Annotated in this window: 22 protein-coding genes; 11 read left to right on the plus strand and 11 right to left on the minus strand. The window is 68.5% G+C overall.

What is annotated here, in order from left to right:
- The first annotated feature begins 25 nt into the window (after nucleotides 1-25).
- The 5 genes from RN02_RS07785 (at nucleotide 26) to ggt (ending at nucleotide 5,097) form a co-directional block, all read left to right on the plus strand.
- Entirely contained in the window at nucleotides 26-571 is a 546-nt protein-coding gene (locus tag RN02_RS07785; protein WP_043269542.1) for a twin-arginine translocation pathway signal protein, read from the plus strand.
- Nucleotides 572-613: 42 nt separating this feature from the next.
- Nucleotides 614-2,209 carry a GMC family oxidoreductase gene (locus RN02_RS07790; protein ID WP_043313990.1) on the plus strand — a complete coding sequence of 532 codons (1,596 nt, stop codon included), beginning with the start codon at nucleotides 614-616 and terminating at the stop codon, nucleotides 2,207-2,209.
- Nucleotides 2,210-2,394: 185 nt separating this feature from the next.
- The gene (coaD, locus tag RN02_RS07795; RefSeq protein WP_009615178.1) at nucleotides 2,395-2,874 is read left to right on the plus strand and encodes a pantetheine-phosphate adenylyltransferase; all 480 of its coding nucleotides are present in this window, start codon (nucleotides 2,395-2,397) and stop codon (nucleotides 2,872-2,874) included.
- 123 nt (nucleotides 2,875-2,997) lie between these two features.
- The gene (locus RN02_RS07800; protein ID WP_009615176.1) at nucleotides 2,998-3,249 is read left to right on the plus strand and encodes a YfhL family 4Fe-4S dicluster ferredoxin; all 252 of its coding nucleotides are present in this window, start codon (nucleotides 2,998-3,000) and stop codon (nucleotides 3,247-3,249) included.
- A gap of 144 nt (nucleotides 3,250-3,393) precedes the next feature.
- Nucleotides 3,394-5,097 carry a gamma-glutamyltransferase gene (gene ggt / locus RN02_RS07805; RefSeq protein WP_043269548.1) on the plus strand — a complete coding sequence of 568 codons (1,704 nt, stop codon included), beginning with the start codon at nucleotides 3,394-3,396 and terminating at the stop codon, nucleotides 5,095-5,097.
- Nucleotide 5,098: 1 nt separating this feature from the next.
- Here ggt and RN02_RS07810 read toward each other — a convergent pair whose 3' ends face one another.
- From RN02_RS07810 to nudE, 6 genes are all read right to left on the minus strand, one after another.
- Complete coding sequence (locus RN02_RS07810) at nucleotides 5,099-6,964, minus strand: Na/Pi cotransporter family protein (protein WP_043313992.1); 1,866 nt, start codon at nucleotides 6,962-6,964, stop codon at nucleotides 5,099-5,101.
- 42 nt (nucleotides 6,965-7,006) lie between these two features.
- On the minus strand, nucleotides 7,007-7,348 hold the full coding sequence (locus tag RN02_RS07815; RefSeq protein ID WP_043269552.1) for a hypothetical protein: 342 nt from the start codon (nucleotides 7,346-7,348) through the stop codon (nucleotides 7,007-7,009).
- A gap of 85 nt (nucleotides 7,349-7,433) precedes the next feature.
- Nucleotides 7,434-8,012, minus strand: coding sequence for a lysophospholipid acyltransferase family protein (locus RN02_RS07820; protein WP_043313993.1), 579 nt, complete (start codon nucleotides 8,010-8,012; stop codon nucleotides 7,434-7,436).
- Between the two features lie 145 nt (nucleotides 8,013-8,157).
- Entirely contained in the window at nucleotides 8,158-8,970 is an 813-nt protein-coding gene (gene mutM / locus RN02_RS07825; RefSeq protein WP_043313994.1) for a bifunctional DNA-formamidopyrimidine glycosylase/DNA-(apurinic or apyrimidinic site) lyase, read from the minus strand.
- 797 nt (nucleotides 8,971-9,767) lie between these two features.
- On the minus strand, nucleotides 9,768-10,586 hold the full coding sequence (cysQ, locus tag RN02_RS07830; protein WP_043313995.1) for a 3'(2'),5'-bisphosphate nucleotidase CysQ: 819 nt from the start codon (nucleotides 10,584-10,586) through the stop codon (nucleotides 9,768-9,770).
- Nucleotides 10,586-11,152, minus strand: a complete 567-nt coding sequence (gene nudE, locus RN02_RS07835; RefSeq protein WP_009615159.1) for an ADP compounds hydrolase NudE — start codon at nucleotides 11,150-11,152, stop codon at nucleotides 10,586-10,588. Before nudE ends, cysQ begins: the two co-directional genes overlap by 1 nt.
- A 114-nt stretch (nucleotides 11,153-11,266) precedes the next feature.
- Between nudE and yrfG the strand changes: the two genes are divergently transcribed.
- Nucleotides 11,267-11,929: a GMP/IMP nucleotidase gene (yrfG, locus tag RN02_RS07840; RefSeq protein WP_043313996.1), complete on the plus strand. Its 663-nt coding sequence runs from the start codon at nucleotides 11,267-11,269 to the stop codon at nucleotides 11,927-11,929.
- Between the two features lie 128 nt (nucleotides 11,930-12,057).
- On the opposite strand, the gene lysM is transcribed toward yrfG, so the two are convergent.
- Nucleotides 12,058-12,495, minus strand: a complete 438-nt coding sequence (lysM, locus tag RN02_RS07845) for a peptidoglycan-binding protein LysM (RefSeq protein WP_043269560.1) — start codon at nucleotides 12,493-12,495, stop codon at nucleotides 12,058-12,060.
- A gap of 241 nt (nucleotides 12,496-12,736) precedes the next feature.
- Between lysM and fdhD the strand changes: the two genes are divergently transcribed.
- The 4 genes from fdhD (at nucleotide 12,737) to RN02_RS07865 (ending at nucleotide 17,249) form a co-directional block, all read left to right on the plus strand.
- Nucleotides 12,737-13,579, plus strand: coding sequence for a formate dehydrogenase accessory sulfurtransferase FdhD (gene fdhD, locus RN02_RS07850; RefSeq protein ID WP_043313997.1), 843 nt, complete (start codon nucleotides 12,737-12,739; stop codon nucleotides 13,577-13,579).
- Complete coding sequence (locus RN02_RS07855) at nucleotides 13,576-15,897, plus strand: FdhF/YdeP family oxidoreductase (protein WP_043313998.1); 2,322 nt, start codon at nucleotides 13,576-13,578, stop codon at nucleotides 15,895-15,897. The genes fdhD and RN02_RS07855 overlap by 4 nt, the downstream gene beginning before the upstream one ends.
- Nucleotides 15,898-16,229: 332 nt before the next feature.
- On the plus strand, nucleotides 16,230-16,718 hold the full coding sequence (locus RN02_RS07860; protein ID WP_043313999.1) for a surface antigen: 489 nt from the start codon (nucleotides 16,230-16,232) through the stop codon (nucleotides 16,716-16,718).
- A 111-nt stretch (nucleotides 16,719-16,829) separates the two neighbouring features.
- Complete coding sequence (locus tag RN02_RS07865) at nucleotides 16,830-17,249, plus strand: glycine zipper domain-containing protein (RefSeq protein ID WP_043314000.1); 420 nt, start codon at nucleotides 16,830-16,832, stop codon at nucleotides 17,247-17,249.
- Nucleotides 17,250-17,547: 298 nt separating this feature from the next.
- Here RN02_RS07865 and RN02_RS07870 read toward each other — a convergent pair whose 3' ends face one another.
- From RN02_RS07870 to RN02_RS07885, 4 genes are all read right to left on the minus strand, one after another.
- Complete coding sequence (locus RN02_RS07870; protein ID WP_152623734.1) at nucleotides 17,548-18,453, minus strand: hypothetical protein; 906 nt, start codon at nucleotides 18,451-18,453, stop codon at nucleotides 17,548-17,550.
- A gap of 58 nt (nucleotides 18,454-18,511) precedes the next feature.
- Complete coding sequence (locus tag RN02_RS07875) at nucleotides 18,512-18,955, minus strand: acyl-CoA thioesterase (protein WP_043314002.1); 444 nt, start codon at nucleotides 18,953-18,955, stop codon at nucleotides 18,512-18,514.
- Nucleotides 18,956-18,962: 7 nt separating this feature from the next.
- On the minus strand, nucleotides 18,963-20,126 hold the full coding sequence (locus tag RN02_RS07880) for an iron-containing alcohol dehydrogenase (RefSeq protein WP_043314003.1): 1,164 nt from the start codon (nucleotides 20,124-20,126) through the stop codon (nucleotides 18,963-18,965).
- A 546-nt stretch (nucleotides 20,127-20,672) separates the two neighbouring features.
- Nucleotides 20,673-21,467: a thymidylate synthase gene (locus RN02_RS07885; RefSeq protein ID WP_043314004.1), complete on the minus strand. Its 795-nt coding sequence runs from the start codon at nucleotides 21,465-21,467 to the stop codon at nucleotides 20,673-20,675.
- 230 nt (nucleotides 21,468-21,697) lie between these two features.
- Here RN02_RS07885 and RN02_RS07890 point away from each other — a divergent pair, with 230 nt between their 5' ends.
- Nucleotides 21,698-22,198: a sugar dehydrogenase complex small subunit gene (locus tag RN02_RS07890; RefSeq protein WP_043314005.1), complete on the plus strand. Its 501-nt coding sequence runs from the start codon at nucleotides 21,698-21,700 to the stop codon at nucleotides 22,196-22,198.
- The last annotated feature ends 1 nt before the right edge of the window (nucleotide 22,199 follow it).

A 22,199-nucleotide genomic window follows, 5' to 3' on the forward strand; every position in this document is an offset into this window, starting at 1 on the left:
ATTCCACCCAGGTGAAACAACAACAATGACAGACACCTCCCTGAGCGCGCCGGGACTCTCCCGGCGCGGCGTGCTCAAGATCGGCCTGCTCGGCGGGGCCTTCCTGGCCACCGCCGGCGTCACCGCCACCCTCAGCGGCTGCTCGGCCAGCACCCCGGCCAGCGGCATGAAGGTCATCCGCGAGTCCGACCTGCCCTTCCTGCGCGCCCTGATCCCGGTGATGCTGGCCGGCGCCGTGCCGGCCGAGCGCATGGCCGAGGCGGTGCAGGCCAGCCTCGCCGGCCTCGACCACACCCTCGACCACCTCTCGCCGGAAATGCTCAAGCTCACCGTGCAGTTGTTCGACGTGCTGGCCCTGCCGGTCACCCGCGGCCCGCTCACCGGCATCTGGGGCAGTTGGGAGAAGGCCAGCGCGGACGACGTGAAGCACTTCCTGGAGCGCTGGCAGAACAGCTCCATCGGCCTGCTGAAGATGGGCCACAGCTCGCTGCTGCAGCTGGTGATGATGGCCTGGTACGGGCGCCCGGAATCCTGGGCGCACTGCGGCTACCCCGGGCCGCCGAAGGTCTGAGCCCCGCCACTCCCATAACAAGAATTCCCGAGAGTACCCCTGATGCCCGTACCCGATCTGTTCGCCGAGGGCCTGGCCCGCGGCTGGAAAGTCCACGACGGCTCGCGCTTGGACAACGACCTGACCCTGGAAGCCGACGTGGTCGTCATCGGCTCCGGCGCCGGTGGCGGCACCACCGCGGAAATCCTCAGCGGCGCCGGCTACAAGGTGCTGCTGGTGGAGGAAGGCCCGCTCAAGACCAGCTCCGACTTCAAGATGCAGGAGCCGGAGGCCTACTCCAGCCTGTACCAGGAAGGCATCGGGCGGATGAGCAAGGACGGCGCCATCACCATCCTCCAGGGCCGCGCCGTGGGCGGCACCACCCTGGTCAACTGGACCTCCAGCTTCCGCACCCCCGACGCCACCCTGGAGCACTGGGCCAAGGAACACGGCGTGAAGGGCCACAGCCCGGCGGAAATGGCCCCCTGGTTCGCGAAGATGGAAGAACGCCTGGGCGTGGCGCCCTGGATCATGCCGCCGAACTTCAACAACGACGTGATCCGCCGCGGCTGCGAAAAGCTCGGCTACCACTGGAAGGTCATCCCGCGCAACGTGCGCGGCTGCTGGAACCTCGGCTACTGCGGCATGGGCTGCCCGACCAACGCCAAGCAGTCGATGCTGGTCACCACCATCCCGGCCAGCCTGGACAAGGGCGGCGAGCTGCTGTTCCTGGCCCGCGCCAACCGCCTGTTGCACGACGGCGGCAAGGTCAGCGGCCTGGAATGCCTGGCCATGGACGCGCGCTGCGTGGCGCCCAGCGGCCGCAAGATCACCGTCAAGGCGCGCCACTACGTGCTCGCCGGCGGCGGCATCAACAGCCCGGCGGTGCTGCTGCGCTCCAAGGCGCCGGACCCCAACGGCCGCGTAGGCCAGCGCACCTTCCTGCACGTGGTGAACTTCAGCGCCGCGCAGTTCGACGAGGTGGTCAACCCCTTCTACGGCGCGCCGCAGTCGATCTACTCCGACCACTTCCAGTGGGACGACGGCACCGCCGGGCACATGTCCTACAAGCTGGAAGTGCCGCCGCTGCAGCCGGCCCTGGCGGCCACCCTGCTCGGCCGCTTCGGCATCGACAACGCCCTGCGCATGGAGCAGCTGCCGCACACCAACATGATCCTCGCCCTGATGCGCGACGGCTTCCACCCGGATAGCGCAGTGGGCACGGTGAGCCTGCGCGGCGACGACACCCCGGTGCTCGACTACCGCATGACCGACTACACCTGGGACGGCATCCGCCGCGCCTTCCACACCATGGCCGAGGTGCAGTTCGCCGCCGGCGCCAAGAGAGTGCTGCCGCTGCACGCCGACGCCGGCTACGTGAAGACGCCCGCCGAAGCCCGCGCGCTGATCGACGGCCTGAGCCTTGAGCTGTACCGCACCCGCCTGGGCAGCGCCCACGTGATGGGCGGCTGCGCCATGGGCGAGGACCCGCGGCAATCGGTGTGCGACAGCCTCGGCCGCCACCACCAGTTGGAGAACCTGTCGATCCACGACGGCTCGCTGTTCCCCACCAGCATCGGCGCCAACCCGCAGCTGTCGGTCTACGGCCTGACCGCGCAGCTGGCCAGCGGCCTCGCCGAGCGCCTGGGCAAGGCCTGAGCCCCGATCCCGGCGCGAAGGCTCTGCCACGGGCCTTGCGCGCCGGCCGGCGATTTCCTCCGGGGAAAATCCGGTAGTCCGCGCCGGCGGGCACTACCAAGGTCGCTTGGCCCATCCGGGCTGCTGCGTTACCATCCAGCCCCGCCAATGCCCACGCCTGCCCCTTGAACCACCAGGACGCTGCGATGAACCGAGTGCTGTACCCGGGTACCTTCGACCCCATCACCAAAGGCCATGCCGATCTGGTCGAACGGGCCTCGCGGCTGTTCGACCAGGTGATCATCGCCGTCGCCGCCAGCCCCAAAAAGAACCCCCTGTTCCCCCTGGAACAACGGGTCGAGCTGGCGCGCCAGGTCACCTCGCACCTGCCCAACGTCGAAGTCGTCGGCTTCTCCACCCTGCTCGCGCACTTCGTCAAGGAACAGAACGCCAACATCCTGCTGCGCGGCCTGCGCGCGGTGTCGGACTTCGAATACGAATTCCAGCTGGCCAACATGAACCGCCAGCTCGCCCCGGACGTGGAGAGCATGTTCCTCACCCCGTCGGAGAAGTACTCGTACATCTCCTCGACCCTGGTGCGCGAGATCGCCGCCCTGGGTGGCGACATCACCAAGTTCGTCCATCCCGCGGTGTCCAGCGCCCTGGCCGAGCGCTTCAAGCGCTGACCGGGCGCCGCCAGGGAAGGCGGCAATTGATCCGGCCGGCGTGCAACGCGCACGCCAATGCGGCAAAATTGCAGCATTCCTGTTGCTGACAGCCTGGCCATGGGCCAAGGCCGGAGTTTTTCGATGTCCCTGAAAATCACCGACGATTGCATCAACTGCGACGTCTGCGAACCCGAGTGCCCGAACGGCGCCATCTCCCAGGGCGAGGAGATCTACGTGATCGACCCCAACCTGTGCACCGAGTGCGTCGGCCACTACGACGAACCGCAGTGCCAGCAGGTCTGCCCGGTGGACTGCATCCCCCTCGACGACGCCCATGTCGAGAGCAAGGACGAGCTGATGCAGAAGTACCTCAAGATCACCGGCAAGGCCTGACCTCGCGGGCTTGACAGGCGGATCGCCGAAATCCCACAGGGCATTCGGCAACCGCGACGCGGCGGGATTGTCTATCCTCCCAATTCGCTCCCGTGGTTTTTCCCGGATGCCAGTCCGGGGCCACCCGACGATTCGTGAGATGCCATGTCCCTGCTGAACCACAGTTTCCGTTCCCTCGCCCTCGCCTGCGGCCTGCTGTTGCTCGGCGCCGCCAGCGTCCATGCCGCCAGCCAGCCGGTCGCCCAGGCCACCGTGGCCAGCGCCCACCCGGCGGCCACCGTGGCCGGCCTGGAAACCCTCGCCGGCGGCGGCAACGCCTTCGACGCCGCGGTGGCCATCGCCGCCGCCCTGGCAGTGGCCGAACCCTACAGCTCGGGCCTGGGCGGTGGCGGCTTCTTCCTGCTGCGCCAGGCCGGGCCGACGCCCAGCTACCGCTTCATCGACGCCCGCGAGCGCGCGCCGCTGGCCGCCAGCGCGCAGATGTACGTGCGCAACGGCAAGGTGCAGCCGGAACTGTCGCTGAACGGCCCGCTGGCCGCCGCCATCCCCGGCCTGCCCGCGGCCCTGGTGGAGCTCACCAGCCGCTTCGGCCGCAAGCCGCTGGCCGACAACCTGGTGCCGGCGATCCGCCTGGCCACCGACGGCGTTTCCGTCGACCGCATCTACATCACCCGCGCCGCCGGCCGCCTGGAAGCCATGCGCAAGGACCGCGAGACCTCGCGCATCTTCCTGCAGCAGGGCAACCTGCCCGAGGAATGGGACCTGCTGCGCCAGCCGGACCTGGCCAACACCCTGTCGCGCCTGGCGCGCTACGGCCGCAGCGGCTTCTACGAAGGCGAGACGGCGGAGCAGCTGGTGCAGGGCGTGCGCGCCGCCGGCGGCGTCTGGAGCCTGGAAGACCTGCGCAGCTACCAGGTGGTGGAGCGCCAGCCGCTGCGCTACCCGCTGGGCGACGGCCGCGAGCTGGTCAGCGCGCCGCCGCCCTCGGCCGGCGGCGTGGCCATCGCCCAGAGCCTGGGCATGCTCGCCCAGCTGCCCTGGCAGAAAGCCGAGCCCATCCAGCGCGTGCACTACGTGGCCGAGGTCCTGCGCCGCGCCTACCACGACCGCAGCATGCTCGGCGACCCGGACCGCATCGCCAACCCGGTGCAGCAACTGCTCGCCCCCGACTACCTCAAGCGCCTGGCCGCCGGCATCGACCCGCGCCGCGCCACGCCCAGCGCGTCCCTGCCGCCGGCGCCGAGCTGGCGCGAGGGCGACCACACCACGCACTTCGTGGTGATCGACGAACAGGGCAACGCGGTGGCCGCCACCCTCTCGGTGAACCTGCCGTTCGGCGCCACCTTCACCCCGCCCGGCACCGGCGTGCTGCTCAACGACGAAATGGACGACTTCGCCGCCGACATCCAGGGCAGCAACGCCTACGGCCTGGCCGGCAGCGCGGCCAACGCCATCGCCCCCGGCAAGCGTCCGCTGTCGAGCATGAGCCCGAGCTTCATCGAAAGCCCCGAGGAACTGGCGGCCTTCGGCACCCCGGGCGGCAGCCGCATCCCCAGCATGGTGCTGCTGGCCATGCTGCAATACCTGGACGGCCGCTCGGTGCAGAGCTGGGTGGGCGCGCCGCGCTACCACAACCAGTACCTGCCCGACGTGCTGGAGCACGAGCCGCGCACATTCACCGAGGCGCAGAAAGCCGAGCTGAACGGCCGTGGCTACAGCCTCAAGGAAGTCGCCCCGTCCTACGGCAACCAGCAGGTGCTGCTGTGGCGCAAGAAGACCGGGAACGTGGATGCCGCCAGCGACCCGCGCGGCATAGGCCTGGCCGCCGGGACCACGGTGCACTACTGAGTCAGGGCACCAGCAGCGAGGGCGCCCCGTCGGCGTCGCGCTCGGGCAGGGCGCCGTCCAGGCCCTGCTCGGCGCGCAGCTGCAGCACGTTGCGCAGGCTCTGCACGATACGGCTGGCGTAGCCCAGGTCGTTCATCAGCGAGCTGGTCTGGGCGCCGTCCAGCTCGTGGCGGCGCACCGCGGCGAACAGGCGGTTGCGGAAGGCGCCGTCGAATTCCGCGGCCTGCTCGTCGAACAGCGCCAGGCGCGCGGCCCAGGCGCCTTCCGGCAGCTGGCGGGGGTCGAGGGCGCCGATGGCGCGCACCTCGCGCAACGCGCCCAGCAGGTGGCGGCGCAGCTCCAGGTAGCATTCCCGCGCCACCGAAGGCTCGCCCTGCAGCGCCCTCCCCAGGTTCTTCTGCAGGTGCTTGGCGTCCTTCACCGCGTCCACCAGTTGCAGCGCCGCCACCTGGCAGGCCATCCAGAAATGCTGGTGCGCCTCGTCCAGCGGCGTCTCCAGGCGCCCCATGAAGCTCAACAGGTCGCCGTACACGCCCTTGATGTGCTGCTGGTAGAGCGCCTGGGCGTCCATGGCGAAGCGCTCCGGCCCGGCGTGCAGGGCGGCCTCGTCCACCTTCGGCTGGTTGAGCAGGTCCACCGGCAGGTAGAGCGCGTGGCAGATCACCTCGATGCTCAGGCGCCCCAGGTGCTGCAGCTCCTGGGTCACCGCGCTGGCGGCGGCGTCCGCCGAGTCCAGGGCGCGCTCGCTGAGGTAGCGCGCATGGGTGCGCTCCGGCAGTTGCACCGCGGTCGCCGGGGCCAGGTCGGTGATCAGCACCGAAGGCTCCTCGACGTCCGGCAGCCAGCGGATCAGCCACTGCGCCAGGCGCGTCTGCAACGGCCAGAACAGCAGCACGCCCATGCCGTTGAACAGGGTGTGGAAGGCCGCCAGCTGGATCAGCAGGTTGTCGCCCAGGCCGACCTGGGCGGTCAGCCAGCGCACCAGCCAGGTCAGCGGCGCCAGCAGGATGAAGGCGATCACTCCGCTGACTACGTTGAACAGCACGTGGGCCAGGGCCAGGCGCTGGCCGTTGCGGTTGCCGCCCAGGGAGCCGACGAAAGCGGTGGTCACGCTGCTACCGACGTTCGAGCCGATGGCGATGGCCAGGCTCTGGCCCAGCTCCAGTTGGCCGCCGGCCAGCGCGGCGAGGGTCAGCATCAGGGTGGCGTGGCTGGACTGCAGCACCACGGTGAGCAGGGTGCCGATGCCGACGAACAGCAAGGCGCCCAGCACGCCTTCGGCCTGCAGGCCGGTCATGTCCATGGCGTCGCCGAAGCTGGAGAAGCCTTCCTTGATCTGGTCGATGCCGAGGAAGATGAAGGCGATGCCCATGAGGATGCGCCCGGCGGCCTTGCTCTTGGGCCCGTTGAAGCTGGCCAGCACGCCGAACACCAGCAGCGGCAGGGCCAGCGGGCTCAGGCTGAGGTTCTGCCCGGCCAGGGCCAGCAGCCAGATGCCGCTGGTGGCGCCGAGGTTGGCGCCGAAGAGGATGGCGATACCGCTGGCCAGCTGGATCAGCCCGGTGCTGATGAAGGCGATGGTGAGCAGCGAGACCAGGGTGCTGGACTGCAGCACGAAGGTGCCGCACAGGCCGAACAGCAGGCTCTTGGACGGCGTCGAGGTGCTGCGTTCGAGCCACAGCTCCAGTTGGCTGCCGGCCAGGTCGCGCAGGCCCTCCTCCAGGCACTGCATGCCGAACAGGAACAGCGCCAGGCCCGCGCCCAGCTGCAGCAGCCCGGCGCTGGACCAGAAGGCGTAGCCGAGCCCGCCCGCCGCCAGCAGCAGGAGCAGCGGGCGCAGGTGCTTCTTCAGTTCGCTACGGGCCATGGCCCCCTCGGCAAGGGCGCGCCGGCGTACCGACGCGCAGGATCAGTCCTGCTTGTAGCCGCTTTCGGTGCAGCCCAGGCAGCGCACGAAGGTGGCCTTGCCCGGGTCCACCACCAGCGCCTGGCCGGCTTCCTTGACGTTGCCGCCCAGGGCGGTGAACGGCAGGCTGACGATGAAGGCCGCGGTGCCGATCACGGTGGCGCCCAGCAGCAGCGGGCGGGCGATGATCAGGTCGCCGAGCATCTTGTAGAACGGCGGCGAATCGGTGCTGTAGATCGGGTCCCCGCTGGAGGTGTTGCTGATCGCGTCGGAGGCCTGGGCGGTAACGGCCGACAGACCGAAGGTCAGGGCCAGAACGACGGCCAGGGCGCGGAACAGGTTCATGGCGTAAATCCTTTTTTATGCTGGGTTGGCAGGCAGACTGCCATTAACTATATCAGCGCGACAGGGCTTGTCAGCGTGATGGCCATCAACCGCCGAGGAAGGCGTGCTCCGGCTTCCTCGGCACGAAGGGGCGGTAGAAGGCCAGCATCCGCTGCAGGTCGGCCGCCTCGTCGCCGCTCGGCCAAAACGGCTCGCCGATGACGATGCGGCGGTTGCCGTAGTCCAGCGCGGCCAATACCACCGGAACATCGGCGCCGCGGGCGATGTGGTAGAAGCCCATCTTCCAGCGCTCGACCTTCTTGCGCGTGCCCTCGGGGGAGATGATCAGGATCATCTCGCGGCTGTCGCGGAAGGCCTGCACCGCCTGCTCCACGGTGTTCAGCTTGAGGTGGCGCTGGATCGGGATGCCGCCCCAGCGCCGCAGCAGGCCGCCGAACGGCCGGCGGAACAGGGTGTGCTTGGCGAACCAGCGGGCGTTCAGGCGCAGCACGAACTTGGCCGCCAGGAACAGCATGAAATCCCAGTTGGAAGTGTGGTGCGCGCCTATCACCACGAACTTGTCGAGGGGCGGCAGCGCGCCTTCGATGCGCCAGCCGGCGGCCTTGAGCATGCCGTGGCCGAGCCATTCGGCGAAAGGGTTGCGGGGCAGGTAGTTGCCGGACATCGATGGACCTTCTTGTTGTTATGGGTGCAGGGCAGGGTTCGCGAGCAAGCTCGCTCCTACAGGCGGCCGCTCTTCGTAGGAGCGAGGGGGGACGCCTAGTTCTTGCTCGCGAACCACCCGATAGCAATAGCGGAAAAGCGCCCGCTCAGCGTTGGCAGCGCGGACAGTAGACGCTGGCGCGCTGGCCCAGACGCACCTCGCGCAGGGTGCTGCCGCAGACCTTGCAGAACTCCCCGCCGCGGCCGTAGACGAACAGTTCCTGCTGGAAGTAGCCGGGCTGGCCGTCGCCGCCGACGAAGTCACGCAGGGTGGTGCCGCCGCGCTCGATGGCGATGGCCAGGATACGCTTGATCTCCTCGGCGAGCTTCAGGTAGCGCGCCCGCGAAATGCTCCCGGCCTCGCGGCGCGGGTCGATGCCGGCGGCGAACAGCGCCTCGGTGGCGTAGATGTTGCCCACCCCGACCACCACGGCGTTGTCCATGATGAACGGCTTGACCGCCATGCTGCGGCCGCGGGACAGCTGGTACAGGCGCTCGCCCTCGAAGGCGTCGGTGAGCGGTTCCGGGCCCAGGTGGCGCAGCAGCTCGTGCTCCAGCGGCGCCTGGCTCCAGAGCAGCGCGCCGAAACGCCGCGGGTCGGTGTAGCGCAGCGCCAGGCCCGACTCCAGCTCGATGTCCACGTGCTCGTGCTTGGCCGGCGCCAGGCCGCACTCCACCAGGCGCAGGCTGCCGGACATGCCCAGGTGGCTGATCAGCGTGCCCGCCTCGGCCTCCAGCAGCAGGTACTTGGCGCGCCGCGTGACCTGCAGGATGCGCTGCCCGGACAGGCGCACGTCCAGGTCCTCGGGCACCGGCCAGCGCAGGCGCCGGTCACGGACCACCACGCGGCTGACGCGCTGGCCTTCGAGGTAGGGCGCGATGCCCCGGCGGGTGGTTTCGACTTCGGGTAATTCAGGCATGGAAAGTCACGGCGATGATGATCTGTCTGTAGGCGCAAGCTTGCTCGCGAACCGCTTCGCTTGCCAGGGGCAACTGTCTTGCCGGCTGCGCCGAGATGCTCTTCGTAGGATGGGTTGAGCCTGCGAAACCCATGCGGTTGCGCTGATGGGTATCGCTTCGCTCAACACCATCCTACGGGTGTTTCCCTTGCAGCCCCGTAGGAGCGGATCTTATCCGCGAACCACGCCGGTGTATCCGGCTATCGCGGACAAGGTCCGCCCCTACGGGAAGCACCATGCCTCATGTTGAACTGTAGGAGCGGGCCCTGCCCGCGATTTCGCGCGCAGGGCGCGCTCCTACATGGGAATGGCGCGGAGGCGTGGCGTAGGAGCAAGCGGATCTTATCCGCGAATCGCGCCGGTGTGTCCGGCTATCGTGGACAAGGTCCGCTCCTACGGGAAGCACCATGCCTCAGTTGAACTGTAGGAGCGGGCCCTGCCCGCGATTTCGCGCGCAGGGCGCGCTCCTACATGGGAATGGCGCGGAGGCGTGGCGTAGGAGGATCTTATCCGCGAATCGCGCCGGTGTATCCGGCTATCGCGGACAAGGTCCGCTCCTACGGGAAGCACCATGCCTCATGTTGAACTGTAGGAGCGGGCCCTGCCCGCGATTTCGCGCGCAGGGCGCGCTCCTACATGGGAATGGCACGGAGGCGTGGCGTAGGAGGATCTTATCCGCGAATCGCGCCGGTGTGTCCGGCTATCGCGGACAAGGTCCGCTCCTACGGGAAGCGATTTCGTGCGCAGGGCGCGGGAAATCAATCCAGCGCGCGGGCCAGCTGGATCAGCTCGTCGCGCCAGGCCGCCGCCTTCGGCAGGGCCAGGAAGGAGCCGTTCAGGTAATCCTCGCGGGCCTCGTAGGTGAAGGCTTCGCCGCGCAGGTCCAGCACTTCGCCGCCGGCGCCTTCCAGCACGCCCTGGGCCGCCGCGGTGTCCCACTGCGAGGTGGGCGCCAGGCGCGGGTAGCAGTCGGCCGAGCCTTCGGCCAGCAGGCAGAACTTCAGCGAGCTGCCGATGTTGGCCAGCGCCAGGTCGCCGAAGCGCTCGCCCAGGCCGGCCAGCAGGCGCTCCTGGGCCGGGCTGGAGTGGCGCTTGCTGGCCACCACGGTAAAGGCTTCGGCAGGTGCGGTGCGCACGCTGATCGGTTCGACCGCGCCGTTCGCGTCCTGGCGCCAGGCGCCCAGGCCGGCGCCGCCGTAGTAGCAGCGGCCGGTAGCCGGAATGCCGACCACGCCGAACAGCACCTTGCCGTGCTCGATGAGTGCGACGTTGACGGTGAATTCCTCGCTGCCGGCGATGAACTCTTTGGTGCCGTCCAGCGGGTCGACCAGCCACCAGCGCGACCACTGGCTGCGCTCGGCCAGGGCGATGGCGCAATCCTCCTCGGACAGCACCGGCACCTCCGGCGCCAGCGCCCGCAGGCCTTCTTCCAGCACGCGGTGGGCGGCCAGGTCGGCGGCGGTCACCGGCGAGGCGTCGGCCTTCTCGTCCACTTTCAGTTCGCTGCGCCAGAACGGCAGTATGACTTCGCCGGCGCGCTGCACCAGCGCCACGACGGATGGAATCAGGTCTTGCATCAGAGCTGCAGCTCCCCACGCTGGATCAGGATGTCGCGCACCAGGTACAGCGCGGCCAGGGCGCGGCCTTCGCTGAAGGCGGCGTTCTGCGCCAGGCTGGACAGCTCGCGCAGGTTGATGCGGTCCACCCGCAGCGGCTCGGGTTCGTCGCCCGGCAGGCTTTCGGCGTAGAGGTCGCGGGCCAGCACCACCTGGATGCGCTGGCTCATGTAGCCCGGCGACAGCGACAGCTCGGTGATGTACTCCAGCTGCCCGGCGCCGTAGCCGGCTTCTTCCTTCAGCTCGCGGTTGGCCGCGGCCAGCACGTCCTCGCCCGGCTCCACCAGGCCCTTGGGCAGCGACAGCTGGTATTCGTCGACGCCGGCGCAGTATTCCTCCACCAGTACGGCGTGCTCGGCGTCCAGCAGCGCCACCACCATCACCGCGCCATAACCCTGGCCTTTGCCCACCAGGCGCTCGTAGGTCCGCTCGACGCCGTTGGCGAAGCGCAACTGCAGCTCTTCGACTGCGAACAGGCGGCTCTTGGCGACGATCTCGCGGGCGAGCACCTCGGGTTTCTGACGCATGGGACGACTCCTGGGGCGGGTCCGGGTGGGCTATGATACCCGCCTTTTCCGATAATCCGTGCCGATCCTTGCGCCCCGATGGCGACAGGACGGCACTTCGCGACAGGGCAGAACATGCCACGCCTGGACTGGGCCGGGATCGACAGCGTATTGCTGGACATGGACGGCACCCTTCTCGACCTGCACTTCGACAACCATTTCTGGCTCGAGCACCTGCCGCAGCGCTACGCCGAGCACCACGGCATCAGCCGCGGGCAGGCCGACGCCGAACTGCTGCCGCTGTTCCGCGACAACGCCGGGCAGCTCAACTGGTATTGCCTGGACTTCTGGAGCCGCGAACTGAAGCTGCCGGTCCGCGACCTCAAGCGCGAGGTGGCGCACCTGATCGCCCTGCGCCCGGACGCCGATACCTTCCTCGCCGCCCTGCGCGGCGCCGGCAAGCGCGTGGCGCTGATCACCAACGCGCACCGCGATTCGCTGTCGCTGAAGCTGGAGCGGGTGGAGCTGGCGCCCTGGTTCGACCGCCTGATCAGCTCCCACGACTACGGCTTCCCCAAGGAAGACCAGCAGTTCTGGCAGGCCCTGCACGCCGACTTCGGCTTCGAGCCGGCGCGCAGCCTGTTCATCGACGACAGCCTGCCGATCCTGCGCAGCGCCCGCGCCTTCGGCGTGGCCCACCTGCTGGCGGTACGCCAGCCGGACAGCCGCCAGGGAGCGAAGGACACGGCGGAGTTCGCGGCGGTAGAGGATTACCGCACCTTGATCGAGGGCCTGTAGGAAGAACACCGTCGTAGGATGGTGTTGAGCGAAGCGATACCCATCACCGCCGCCGCATGGGTTTCGCTTCGCTCAACCCATCCTACGAAGAGCGCCGTTACAGGGTATCGATCCCCCGCCTGCCCGCCTTACTCCGGAATCCGCAGCACCTGCCCCGGGTAGATCTTGTCCGGGTGGCTGAGCATCGGCTTGTTGGCCTCGAAAATCTTCATGTAGGCGTTGGCGTTGCCGTACTCGGCCTTGGCGATGGCGCTCAGGGTGTCGCCCTTCTTCACCGTCACGAAGCGCGCCGCCGGCGCCGCCTGGGGCACGCTGATGCTGTCCTCGACGCCGGCCACGCCTTCGACGTTGCCCAGGGCCAGGAGAATCTTCTCCTTCTCTTCCTGGCTGGCCGCCTCGCCGCTGACGATCACCTTGTCGCCCTCGACGCTGACCTGGATGTTCGGGTTGCCCAGGCCGACCTTGGCCACGTGCTCCTTCAGCGAATCGGCGGCCTGCGCCTTGTCGCCCAGCAGGCCGCCCAGCAGCTTCTCGCCGGCTTCCTTAACGAATGACAGAATGCCCATGTCCTTTCTCCTTGCGGTTACGGTTCCAGCGGCCGGCTCCAGGCCGCCCGCGCCGCCAGGAAGTCTAGACGCCACCCGGGGAGACAACGATAGGAGTCGTCCGAAAGCCGGCGGCAACCGACGGAACGCCCCGCCCAGCCTCGTGATAGACGCCATCGATCAAGGCATAGGCGCAGCCGATTAGACACCCTCGGCCCCCAGGCTTAGGCTGGGGCCATTATTCGAATACAGTGCCCACCCCATGCCTTGCCAGCCAGATCGCCCGGCGCCCGCGGATGCCGCAGCCGAGGGCGCCTACGCCTATGCCGAACTGGGCAGCGGGCCCGCTTCCGGCAGCGCCGTGCTGGCCGAGGAAGTGGCCCTGGCCATCGCCTACAACGGCCTGAGCCAGGCCGTGATGATGGCCTCGCCCGGCGACCTCGAGGATTTCGTCCGCGGCTTCAGCCTGAGCGCCGGTCTGGTCGAGTCCATCGACGACATCTATGACATCCGCCTGAAGCGCCTCGCCGACGCCGTCAGCGTCGACGTGCAGATCACAAACCGTGCCTTCTGGGCGCTCAAGCGCCTGCGCCGGCGCCTGGCCGGCACCAGCGGCTGCGGCCTGTGCGGCGTGGAAGCGCTGGAGCAGGCGCTGCCCGAACTGCGCCCGCTGGAGCCGGCGCCGCTGCCGCCTGCGGCCCACCTGCAGGGCCTGCGCCAGCGCATCGAGCAGGCGCAGAGCCTGGCGCAGCGCAGCGGCGCGTTGCACGCGGCGCTGTATGTCGACGGCACCGGCAGCATCGTCCTGTGCCGCGAGGACATCGGCCGGCACAACGCCCTGGACAAACTGATAGGCGCGCTCAAGCAGCAACGCCTGGACTGCCGCGAGGGCTTCGCGGTGGTCACCAGCCGCTGCAGCCTGGAGCTGATCCAAAAGGCCGTGCGCGCCAGCATCGCCACCCTGGTCAGCCTGTCCGCGCCCAGCGCGCTCACCGTCGAGTGGGCGCGCGGGCACCGGCTGAACCTGGTCCACCTCCCCCACCACAACGCGCCGCGGGTCTACAGCCCGGCGCCGGCCTCCCACCGACACCCGACATCCCGATGAGCCTGCAACCGATCAACCCCCGTTACCAACCCTACAAGGGCCCGGCAGCCGGCTGGGGCGCGCTGATCAGCGTCACGCGCTTCTGGCTGGACAGCAAGCAGCCGCTGAAGAACCTGCGCGCGCTGCTCAAGACCAACCAGAACGGCGGCTTCGACTGCCCCGGCTGCGCCTGGGGCGACTCCCCCGAGGACGGCCGGGTGAAGTTCTGCGAGAACGGCGCCAAGGCGGTGAACTGGGAAGCCACCAAGCGCCGCGTGGACGCCGCCTTCTTCGCCCGCCACAGCGTCAGCGCGCTGCGCGAGCAGAGCGACTACTGGCTGGAGTACCAGGGCCGGCTGACCGAGCCGATGCGCTACGACCGCGCCAGCGACCGCTACGTCCCGGTGACCTGGGACGAGGCCTTCGCCCTGGTGGCCAAGCACCTGAACAGCCTGGAAAGCCCCGACCAGGCCGAGTTCTACACCTCCGGCCGGGCCAGCAACGAGGCGGCCTTCCTCTACCAGCTGTTCGTCCGCGCCTTCGGCACCAACAACTTCCCGGACTGCTCGAACATGTGCCACGAGGCCAGCGGCGTGGCCCTGGGGCAAAGCGTCGGGGTCGGCAAGGGCACCGTCACCTTCGACGACTTCGAGCACGCCGACGCCATCTTCGTGTTCGGCCAGAACCCCGGCACCAACCACCCGCGCATGCTCGAACCGCTGCGCGAGGCGGTGAAGCGCGGCGCCCAGGTGGTGGCCTTCAACCCGCTCAAGGAGCGCGGCCTGGAGCGCTTCCAGCACCCGCAGCACGCCCTGGAGATGCTGACCAACGGCTCCGAGCCGCTGAACACCGCGTTCTTCCGCCCCGCCCTGGGCGGCGACATGGCCGCCGTGCGCGGCATGGCCAAGTTCCTCCTGCAGTGGGAGCGCGAGGCCCAGGCCAAGGGCGAGCCGGCGGTGTTCGACCACGCCTTCATCGCCGAACACACCCATGGCCTCGAGGCCTACCTGGCCGAGCTGGACGCCACCGCCTGGGACGCCATCGAGCGCCAGTCGGGCCTGAGCCTGACCGAGATCGAGACGGCGGCGACCATGTACCGCCGCGCCGAGCGCGTGATCATGTGCTGGGCCATGGGCCTGACGCAGCACCGCCATTCGGTGCCGACCCTCCAGGAAGTGGTCAACCTGCAGCTGCTGCGCGGCAACATCGGCCGGCCCGGCGCCGGCCTGTGCCCGGTGCGCGGCCACAGCAACGTGCAGGGCGACCGCACCATGGGCATCAACGACCGGCCGCCGGCGGCGCTGCTCGATGCCCTGGAGAAACGCTTCGCCTTCCAGGTGCCGCGGCACAACGGCCACAACACCGTGGAAGCCATCAACGCCATGCTCGAAGGCAAGGCGCGGGTGTTCATCGGCCTGGGCGGCAACTTCGCCCAGGCCACGCCGGACAGCCCGCGCACCCACCGCGCCCTGGCGAGCTGCGCGCTGACCGTGCACATCAGCACCAAGCTCAACCGCAGCCACCTGACCTGCGGCGAAGACGCGCTGATCCTGCCCTGCCTCGGCCGCACCGACGTCGACCGCCAGGCCGGCGGCCCGCAGGCGGTGACAGTGGAAGATTCCTTCAGCATGCTCCACGCCTCCTACGGCCAGCTGGAGCCGCTGTCGACGCAGATGCGCTCGGAACCGGCGATCATCGCCGGCATGGCCAAGGCCACCCTGGGCAACCGCCCGGTGGACTGGGACACGCTGATCGCCGACTACGACCGCATCCGCGAGCTGATCGCCGACACCATCCCCGGCTTCGCCGGCTTCAACCAGCGGGTCAAGCACCCGGGCGGCTTCTACCTGGGCAACGCGGCCCGGGAGCGGCGCTGGAACACCGCCAGCGGCCTGGCCAACTTCAGCGCCGCGCCCCTGCCCGAGGACCTGCTGCCGGAACAGGTGCGGCGCACCGGCCAGCGCCCCGACCTGATCCTCCAGACGCTGCGCTCCCACGACCAGTACAACACCACCATCTACGGCCTGGACGACCGCTACCGCGGCGTGCGCGGCCAGCGCGAGGTGGTCTTCGCCAACGAGGCGGACATCCGCCGGCTGGGCTTCGAACCCGGGCAGAAGGTGGACATGGTTTCCCTGTGGGACGATGGCGTGGAACGGCGGGTCAGCGGCTTCACTCTGCTGGCGTTCGACATCCCCGCGGGCCAGGCAGCGGCCTATTACCCGGAGACCAACCCGCTGGTGCCGCTGGAAAGCCACGGCGAAGGCAGCTTCACCCCCACCTCGAAGTTCGTCGCGGTGCGCCTGGAAAACGCCCGGGACGACAGCCGCATCCTCTGACGGTCTCGGGCGTGCGACCCCGCACGGTTGTACGCCCGAGTCATTCATCCGGAAAATTCGACGGGAAAGAGCCGAGGCTGGTCTACGGAATCGGCTTTCGCCTTTTTCCCCATCGCGTGAAATGCCATCATTGCAACAGCATTTTGTGAGAAAAACACGCGAATTCCGTACCCTCGGAATGTCATTCTGACAGCCCGAAATAGAAAAAGTTCTGTTCTTAAATCATATACTTGCGTTTTTTGATGAAAGTCGCGTCACTCGTCGGCAGAGGCTTGTAAGCGCCTTCGCACAACAGCAGCATCGGCGCCAACATCCACACAGAGAACCTCTCTATGAAGTACTCCTCGATGCTCCTGTTGTCTCTTGCGCTGGTCGGTGGTTCCGCCTTCGCGGACGGCGACACCCGTGCCGGCGTCGGTGGCGCCCTGGGCGGGGTATTGGGTACCGTCGTCGGCCAGGCGGTCGGCGGCAGCACCGGCGCAGCCATTGGCGCCGGTGTCGGTGGCGCGGCCGGCGGCGCGGTCGGCGCCCGCCGCGGCAACAAGACCGAAGCGGCCATCGGCGGCGGCCTCGGCGCAGCCGGCGGCCAGGTCATCGGCAACAAGATCGGCGGCAGCACCGGCGGCCTGATCGGCGCGGCCCTGGGCGGCGGCGGCGGTGGCGCCCTGGGCAACCACTATGCCGACAACAACCGCCACGACGATGACGACGACTACCGCGGCTACCGCCGCGCCCGCTACGACGACCGCCACCACTGGCACGACCGTGGCCGTCATCGCGGCTGGTACAAGCACCATCGCCACCACAAGCACTGGGATTGACCCAGGGCAGGCGCCCCGCGATAAACCCCGCAGCTCAGCCGGACACCCTTGTCCGGCTGTTTTGCGTTCGGAACAATGCTTCCACCCCCTTCCCTCCTGAAAGGTTCGAACATGCGCAAGACTCTCTCGGCCCTGGCCCTCGGCCTGGTCGCCAGCCAGTACGCCCTGGCCGGCGACAACACCAACGCGGCGGTCGGTAGCGGCCTGGGCGGCGCCCTGGGCAACGTCGTCGGCGGCGCCCTGGGTGGCAGCACCGGCGCGGCCATCGGCGCCGGCGTCGGCGGTGCGGCCGGCGGCGCCATGGGCGCCAAGGACGGCAAGAAGACCGAGGCCGCCATCGGCGGCGGCCTGGGCGCGGCCGGCGGCTCGGTGCTGGGCAACAAGGTCGGCGGCTCCACCGGCGCGGCCATCGGCGCCGGCCTGGGCGGCGCGGCCGGCGGCGCGGTGGGCAGCTCGCTGGCCGATGACAAGGATCATCACGACAGCGGCCACAAGCATAAGCACAAGCGCCGGCACAAACACCGCGACTGAGCCTTCAGCCGCACAGGCCACGCAAAACGCCGTTTCCTCCCGGAGAGGAAACGGCGTTTTTCATGGTGGCTGGAGCCCCTGGCCGTAGGTGAAACGGCGGATTGGAGGTTGGGTGCAGGGCGCATAACGCCTACGGCGTTATCCGCCGTTTGACCTCGTTCCCAGCCGCGCTTCGGGTTCGGACACGGAGCACCTCTTCCGGGCGCTCCGAGTTCAACCACGAAACCAGGCATGAGCCAAGTGAAACGGCGGATAACCGCGAACGGTTATTCGCCCTACGGTTTTTCTTCTCAGGCGCTCAGCGAACAAAAAACATTGAGCGTCCCTGGCTAAATAGCACTCTGGGGGTGCCGTTGCGCTCGTCCTGCGCAACGTAGATGGCAACCCACTCCGGCAACTCGGCACTGACCCTCTGTAGCACTTGCATCTTGCGCGGCTTGATCCCGGAATCGCCCGCCGTCAACGAAAGATTCACCCTCACCCGGTTACCGTCAAAGTCTCCCCAGTTGGAGAACAGGTAGCTCTGCCCTGAAGGATTGGCATGGAGGAAGTCCGGCGTCGGGTAAAGCCCGGCGGCCTTGTGGACGCTAAAGCTGATGCTGCACAGGCGCTTGAAGTTTTCCTCTACCAGGGGCGCACCGGCGAGATCGCACCCCATCTCGTGAGACTCGAAGAGGATCACCTTGTTGATGTTCGGATCACCGATGCCAAAGATCTCCCCATCGGACTCGTAGGTGCCGCGGTCAACATAGCGCATCCCCGCCCGATCGAAGGCCTCGGTGAACCCACGAGTGATTGTATCGACCAACTTGCGCTGAGCCTCTTGCGGAGTCGCGGCAAGTTCACTGGGCACCCATGCCAGGATGGCATCACGCTGGTAATTCTCCACGTGAAAGCCGTAACCCATGCCGATCAATAGCGGGGTCAAGTCGAGCATCGCATAGTTCGGCCATGCCTGGGCACCATCGATTGCCCCCCAGTCCAGGCCCGGGCCATCGATGAACGGACGTAGCGCTGGCGGCACTTCTGCGTCCTTGAGAACGGTCATCTTGCCCGCATCGGTGATGTTGGCAGCCTTGCTGCGAGTAGGGTCGTAGCTATAGTTCCCGAGGATGACATCCTGCACGGCCATGCAGCCGGAAAGGCCCAGTATCCCGGCAAGCAAGACACCCCGGGTCGATCTCCATTGTCGAAGCCGCTTCACGTTTCATCCCTGTCTGTAGATTTCGCCACAGCGTTTTAACCGGCAACGCCGTCGCGAATCAACCTGCCCCTCGATCCACCAGCAACGCCTGCATCGCCTCGCGCAGGCCGGCAGGGATCGCCACCGGCCGGTTGCCCGCGCGTTCGACGAAGACGTGCACGAAGCGCCCGGCGGCGCAGGCCAGGTCCTCGCCCTGGCGGAACACCGCCAGTTCGTACTGCACCGAGCTGTTGCCCAGCTTGCCGACGCGCAGGCCGACCTCGATGCGCTCGGGGAAGGCCACCGGGGCGAAGTAGTCGCAGCTGGAGCTGACCACGAAGCCGACCACCTCGCCGTCGTGGATGTCCAGTCCGCCCTGCTCGATCAGGTAGGTGTTCACCGCGGTATCGAAGAAGCCGTAGTAGGTCACGTTGTTCACGTGGCCGTAGATGTCGTTGTCGTGCCAGCGCGTGGTGATCGGCTGGAAGTGCCGGTAGTCGGCGCGGCTGGGGTGTTCGCTCATGTCGTCCTCAGTAGGCGGCGCGGTAGATCGCCAGGGCATCGGCCTCGTCGACCTCGCGCGGGTTGTTGACCAGCAGGCGCTGCTGCTGCATGGCGTCGCTGGCCAACAGCCGCAGCATGTGCTCCGGCACCCCGGCGTCGCGCAGGCGCGAAGGCAGGCCGCAGCGTGGGCTGAGGTCCGCCAGCTCGTCGATGAACTGCCCGACCAGGCCGTCGCGGTCGCCGGGGCGCAGGCGCTCGCCGAGCAACAGCGGCGCCAGCTCCGCATACAGCGCGGCGGCGGCCGGCGCATTGAAGCGCATCACCTCCGGCAGCACCAGCGCGTTGGACAGGCCGTGGGGAATGTGGAAATGCCCGCCCAGCGGGTAGGCCAGGGCGTGCACCGCCGCCACCGGCGCGTTGGCGAAGGCCTGGCCGGCCAGGCAGGCGCCCAGCAGCATGGCCTGGCGCGCCTCGCGGTTGGCGCCGTCGTGCACCACTGCATCGAGGTTTCGTGCCAGCAGGCGCAGGGCCTCGCGGGCCAGCAGGTCGGACAGCGGGTTCTTCTTCAGCTTGCTGGTATAGGCCTCGATGGCGTGGACCATGGCGTCGATGCCGGTGGCCGCGGTCACCGCCGGCGGCAGGCCGAGGGTCAGGTCGGCGTCGAGCAGGGCCAAGTCCGGCAGCAGGTGCGGGCTGACCACGCCGCTCTTGGTGGTGGCGCCGGTGGTGACGATGGCGATGGGGGTGACTTCCGAGCCGGTGCCGGCGGTGGTCGGCACCTGGATCAGCGGCAGCCGCGGGCCGCGGGCATTGCCCACGCCGAACAGCTCCGGCAGGGCCTGGCTGGCCTGCGGGTGGGCCAGCAGGGCGACCAGCTTGGCCACGTCCATGGAACTACCGCCGCCGAAGCCGACCACCAGTTGCGCGCCCATCTCCAGCGCCTGCATGGCGGCCTGCAGGACCACCGCCTCCGGCGGGTCGGCCAGCACCTGGTCGAACACCTGCACCGCCACCCCGGCGGCGGCGAAGCCCGGCAGCACCCCGTCGAGCAGGCCCAGGCGGGTGATTCCGGGGTCGCTGACGATGAGCACGCGGTCGGCGCCGCGCTCCCGGCAAAGCGCGCCGAGGCGGACGGCGGAACCGCTCTCGCAAAGGATCTGCGCGGTGGTGGCGAAGCTGAAAGGCTGCATGACATTTCCCCGTCGTTATCGTTGTTCGGCGCAAGGGCATGGCGCGGCGCAAGCGCAGTGGGGCCGTCCGGACAGCGACGGGCGATCGGGGCAGCATAGCAAGCCGCCACGATCAGGCGGAACCTTGTATCGCTATGCGAAATGAAGCACTACCAATCGAATGGATAGCGCAGCGGCGGGCAGTATTTACGAAGAGCCCAGCACCTTGGCGCGATTGAAAACAACGTAGGAGCAACTGTCTGCGTCGAGGTGCTTTTCGTAGGATGGGTTGAGCTTGCGATACCCATGCAGTTGCGCTGATGGGTATCGCTTCGCTCAACGCCATCCTACGAAAAGCCGTGCTTCCTGGAACCGTAGGAGCAGACCTTGTCCGCGATAGCCGGACGTCCCGGCGCGGTTCGCGGATAAGATCCTACGCTACGCCTCCACGCCATTCCCATGTAGGAGCGCGCCCTGCGCGCGAATCGCGGACGGAGTCCGCTCCTGGGCAAGGGCGGAACGGGAGGAAGGCCCCCGCCATGTGGGCGGGGACGAAGAGGCGGGCGGTCAGACGGCGACAGGCGCCTTGATGTGCGGGTGGGATTCGTAGCCGACCAGCTCGAAGTCCTCGAAGCGGAAGTCGAACAGGTCCTTCACCTCGGGGTTGAGCTTCATGGTCGGCAGCGGCAGCGGCTCGCGGCTCAGCTGCAGGTCGGCCTGTTCCAGGTGGTTGGCGTACAGGTGGCAGTCGCCGCCGGTCCAGATGAAGTCGCCCGGCTGCAGGCCGGCCACCTGCGCCACCATCAGCGTCAGCAGGGCGTAGCTGGCGATGTTGAAGGGCACGCCGAGGAAGATGTCCGCCGAGCGCTGGTACAGCTGGCAGCTGAGCTTGCCGTCGGCGACGTAGAACTGGAACAGCGCGTGGCACGGCGGCAGGGCCATCTCGTCGATCAGCGCGGGGTTCCAGGCCGAGACGATCAGGCGGCGCGAGTCCGGATTGCGCTTGAGCATGTCCATCAGATTGGCGATCTGGTCGATGTGGCGGCCGTCCGGCGCCGGCCAGGAGCGCCACTGGTAGCCGTAGACCGGACCGAGGTCGCCGTTCTCGTCGGCCCATTCGTCCCAGATGGAGACGCCGTTTTCCTTCAGGTAGGCGATGTTGGTGGAACCTTTGAGGAACCACAGCAGCTCGTGGAGGATCGACTTCAGGTGGCACTTCTTGGTGGTCACCAGGGGGAAGCCTTCGCCCAGGCCGAAGCGCATCTGGTAGCCGAATACGCTGTAGGTGCCGGTGCCGGTACGGTCGCTCTTGAAGGTGCCGTGCTCGCGCACGTGGCGCATCAGGTCGAGGTACTGTTTCATGGAAAACCCGTGTCGTAGAGAGGTCCGCGAGGCACGCCGAAGGTTCGGCGCGGGCACTTTCGCCCTGCAGAATCGCGAGATGCCGCAATACTAAGGGGCAGGCCCGCGTATCGCCACCCTTGGTTGGAGCGCGCCGACGATAAGCCAGAAGGCCGGGCCCGACCCAGCCCATAACCCCGTGATCCCGCCGCGGCCCCGGGCCGCCGCTGCCTGCTGAACGAGAGGTCCGCATGCCAGACCAGCCACGCTTTTCCCTGTCCCGCCGGCGCCTGCTGGCCATGGCCTGCGGCGGCGCCGTGGCCGGCGGCCTGCTGCTGGGCCCGGCGGCCCTGGCCTGGGCCGCGCTGACGCCCCAGGCCGAGGCGGAACTGGCGATCTTCATGACGCTGTCGCAGCGCCTGACCGGGCGCAGCAACCTCGACCCACGCATCGGCCAGCGCCTGTACCTGGCCCTGGCGCAGCGCGACACCGCCCTCGCCCAGAGCCTGGGCGAGCTGCAGGCGCGCCTGGGCGACGGCCCGCAGCGCTGGAGCGAGCGCCAGCAGTGGCTGGCGCGGCAGATGCTCGCCGCCTGGTACCTGGGCTACGTGGGCGAGGACGACCACCTCAGCGTGGTCGCCTATGAAAGCGCGCTGATGTTCCGCGCGGTGGACGACGTGCTGCTGCCGCGCAGCTACTGCAGCAACCAGCCGGGCTTCTGGGCCGCGCAACCGGTCGAGCGGGGGGCCTGAG

Source organism: Pseudomonas sp. PI1, from assembly GCF_000812405.1.
In the GTDB taxonomy this organism is placed as follows: domain Bacteria; phylum Pseudomonadota; class Gammaproteobacteria; order Pseudomonadales; family Pseudomonadaceae; genus Pseudomonas; species Pseudomonas citronellolis.

Coding starts and splice junctions, on each gene's coding strand:
- RN02_RS07885 (WP_043314004.1), bottom strand. CDS start 21,467: ATGAAACAGTACCTCGACCTGATGCGCCACGTGCGCGAGCACGGCACC.
- RN02_RS07785 (WP_043269542.1), top strand. CDS start 26: ATGACAGACACCTCCCTGAGCGCGCCGGGACTCTCCCGGCGCGGCGTG.
- ggt (WP_043269548.1), top strand. CDS start 3,394: ATGTCCCTGCTGAACCACAGTTTCCGTTCCCTCGCCCTCGCCTGCGGC.
- RN02_RS07790 (WP_043313990.1), top strand. CDS start 614: ATGCCCGTACCCGATCTGTTCGCCGAGGGCCTGGCCCGCGGCTGGAAA.
- fdhD (WP_043313997.1), top strand. CDS start 12,737: ATGCCTTGCCAGCCAGATCGCCCGGCGCCCGCGGATGCCGCAGCCGAG.
- RN02_RS07820 (WP_043313993.1), bottom strand. CDS start 8,012: ATGTCCGGCAACTACCTGCCCCGCAACCCTTTCGCCGAATGGCTCGGC.
- RN02_RS07865 (WP_043314000.1), top strand. CDS start 16,830: ATGCGCAAGACTCTCTCGGCCCTGGCCCTCGGCCTGGTCGCCAGCCAG.
- mutM (WP_043313994.1), bottom strand. CDS start 8,970: ATGCCTGAATTACCCGAAGTCGAAACCACCCGCCGGGGCATCGCGCCC.
- RN02_RS07860 (WP_043313999.1), top strand. CDS start 16,230: ATGAAGTACTCCTCGATGCTCCTGTTGTCTCTTGCGCTGGTCGGTGGT.
- coaD (WP_009615178.1), top strand. CDS start 2,395: ATGAACCGAGTGCTGTACCCGGGTACCTTCGACCCCATCACCAAAGGC.
- RN02_RS07880 (WP_043314003.1), bottom strand. CDS start 20,126: ATGCAGCCTTTCAGCTTCGCCACCACCGCGCAGATCCTTTGCGAGAGC.
- nudE (WP_009615159.1), bottom strand. CDS start 11,152: ATGCGTCAGAAACCCGAGGTGCTCGCCCGCGAGATCGTCGCCAAGAGC.
- RN02_RS07875 (WP_043314002.1), bottom strand. CDS start 18,955: ATGAGCGAACACCCCAGCCGCGCCGACTACCGGCACTTCCAGCCGATC.
- RN02_RS07800 (WP_009615176.1), top strand. CDS start 2,998: ATGTCCCTGAAAATCACCGACGATTGCATCAACTGCGACGTCTGCGAA.
- cysQ (WP_043313995.1), bottom strand. CDS start 10,586: ATGCAAGACCTGATTCCATCCGTCGTGGCGCTGGTGCAGCGCGCCGGC.
- lysM (WP_043269560.1), bottom strand. CDS start 12,495: ATGGGCATTCTGTCATTCGTTAAGGAAGCCGGCGAGAAGCTGCTGGGC.
- RN02_RS07890 (WP_043314005.1), top strand. CDS start 21,698: ATGCCAGACCAGCCACGCTTTTCCCTGTCCCGCCGGCGCCTGCTGGCC.
- RN02_RS07855 (WP_043313998.1), top strand. CDS start 13,576: ATGAGCCTGCAACCGATCAACCCCCGTTACCAACCCTACAAGGGCCCG.
- RN02_RS07815 (WP_043269552.1), bottom strand. CDS start 7,348: ATGAACCTGTTCCGCGCCCTGGCCGTCGTTCTGGCCCTGACCTTCGGT.
- yrfG (WP_043313996.1), top strand. CDS start 11,267: ATGCCACGCCTGGACTGGGCCGGGATCGACAGCGTATTGCTGGACATG.
- RN02_RS07810 (WP_043313992.1), bottom strand. CDS start 6,964: ATGGCCCGTAGCGAACTGAAGAAGCACCTGCGCCCGCTGCTCCTGCTG.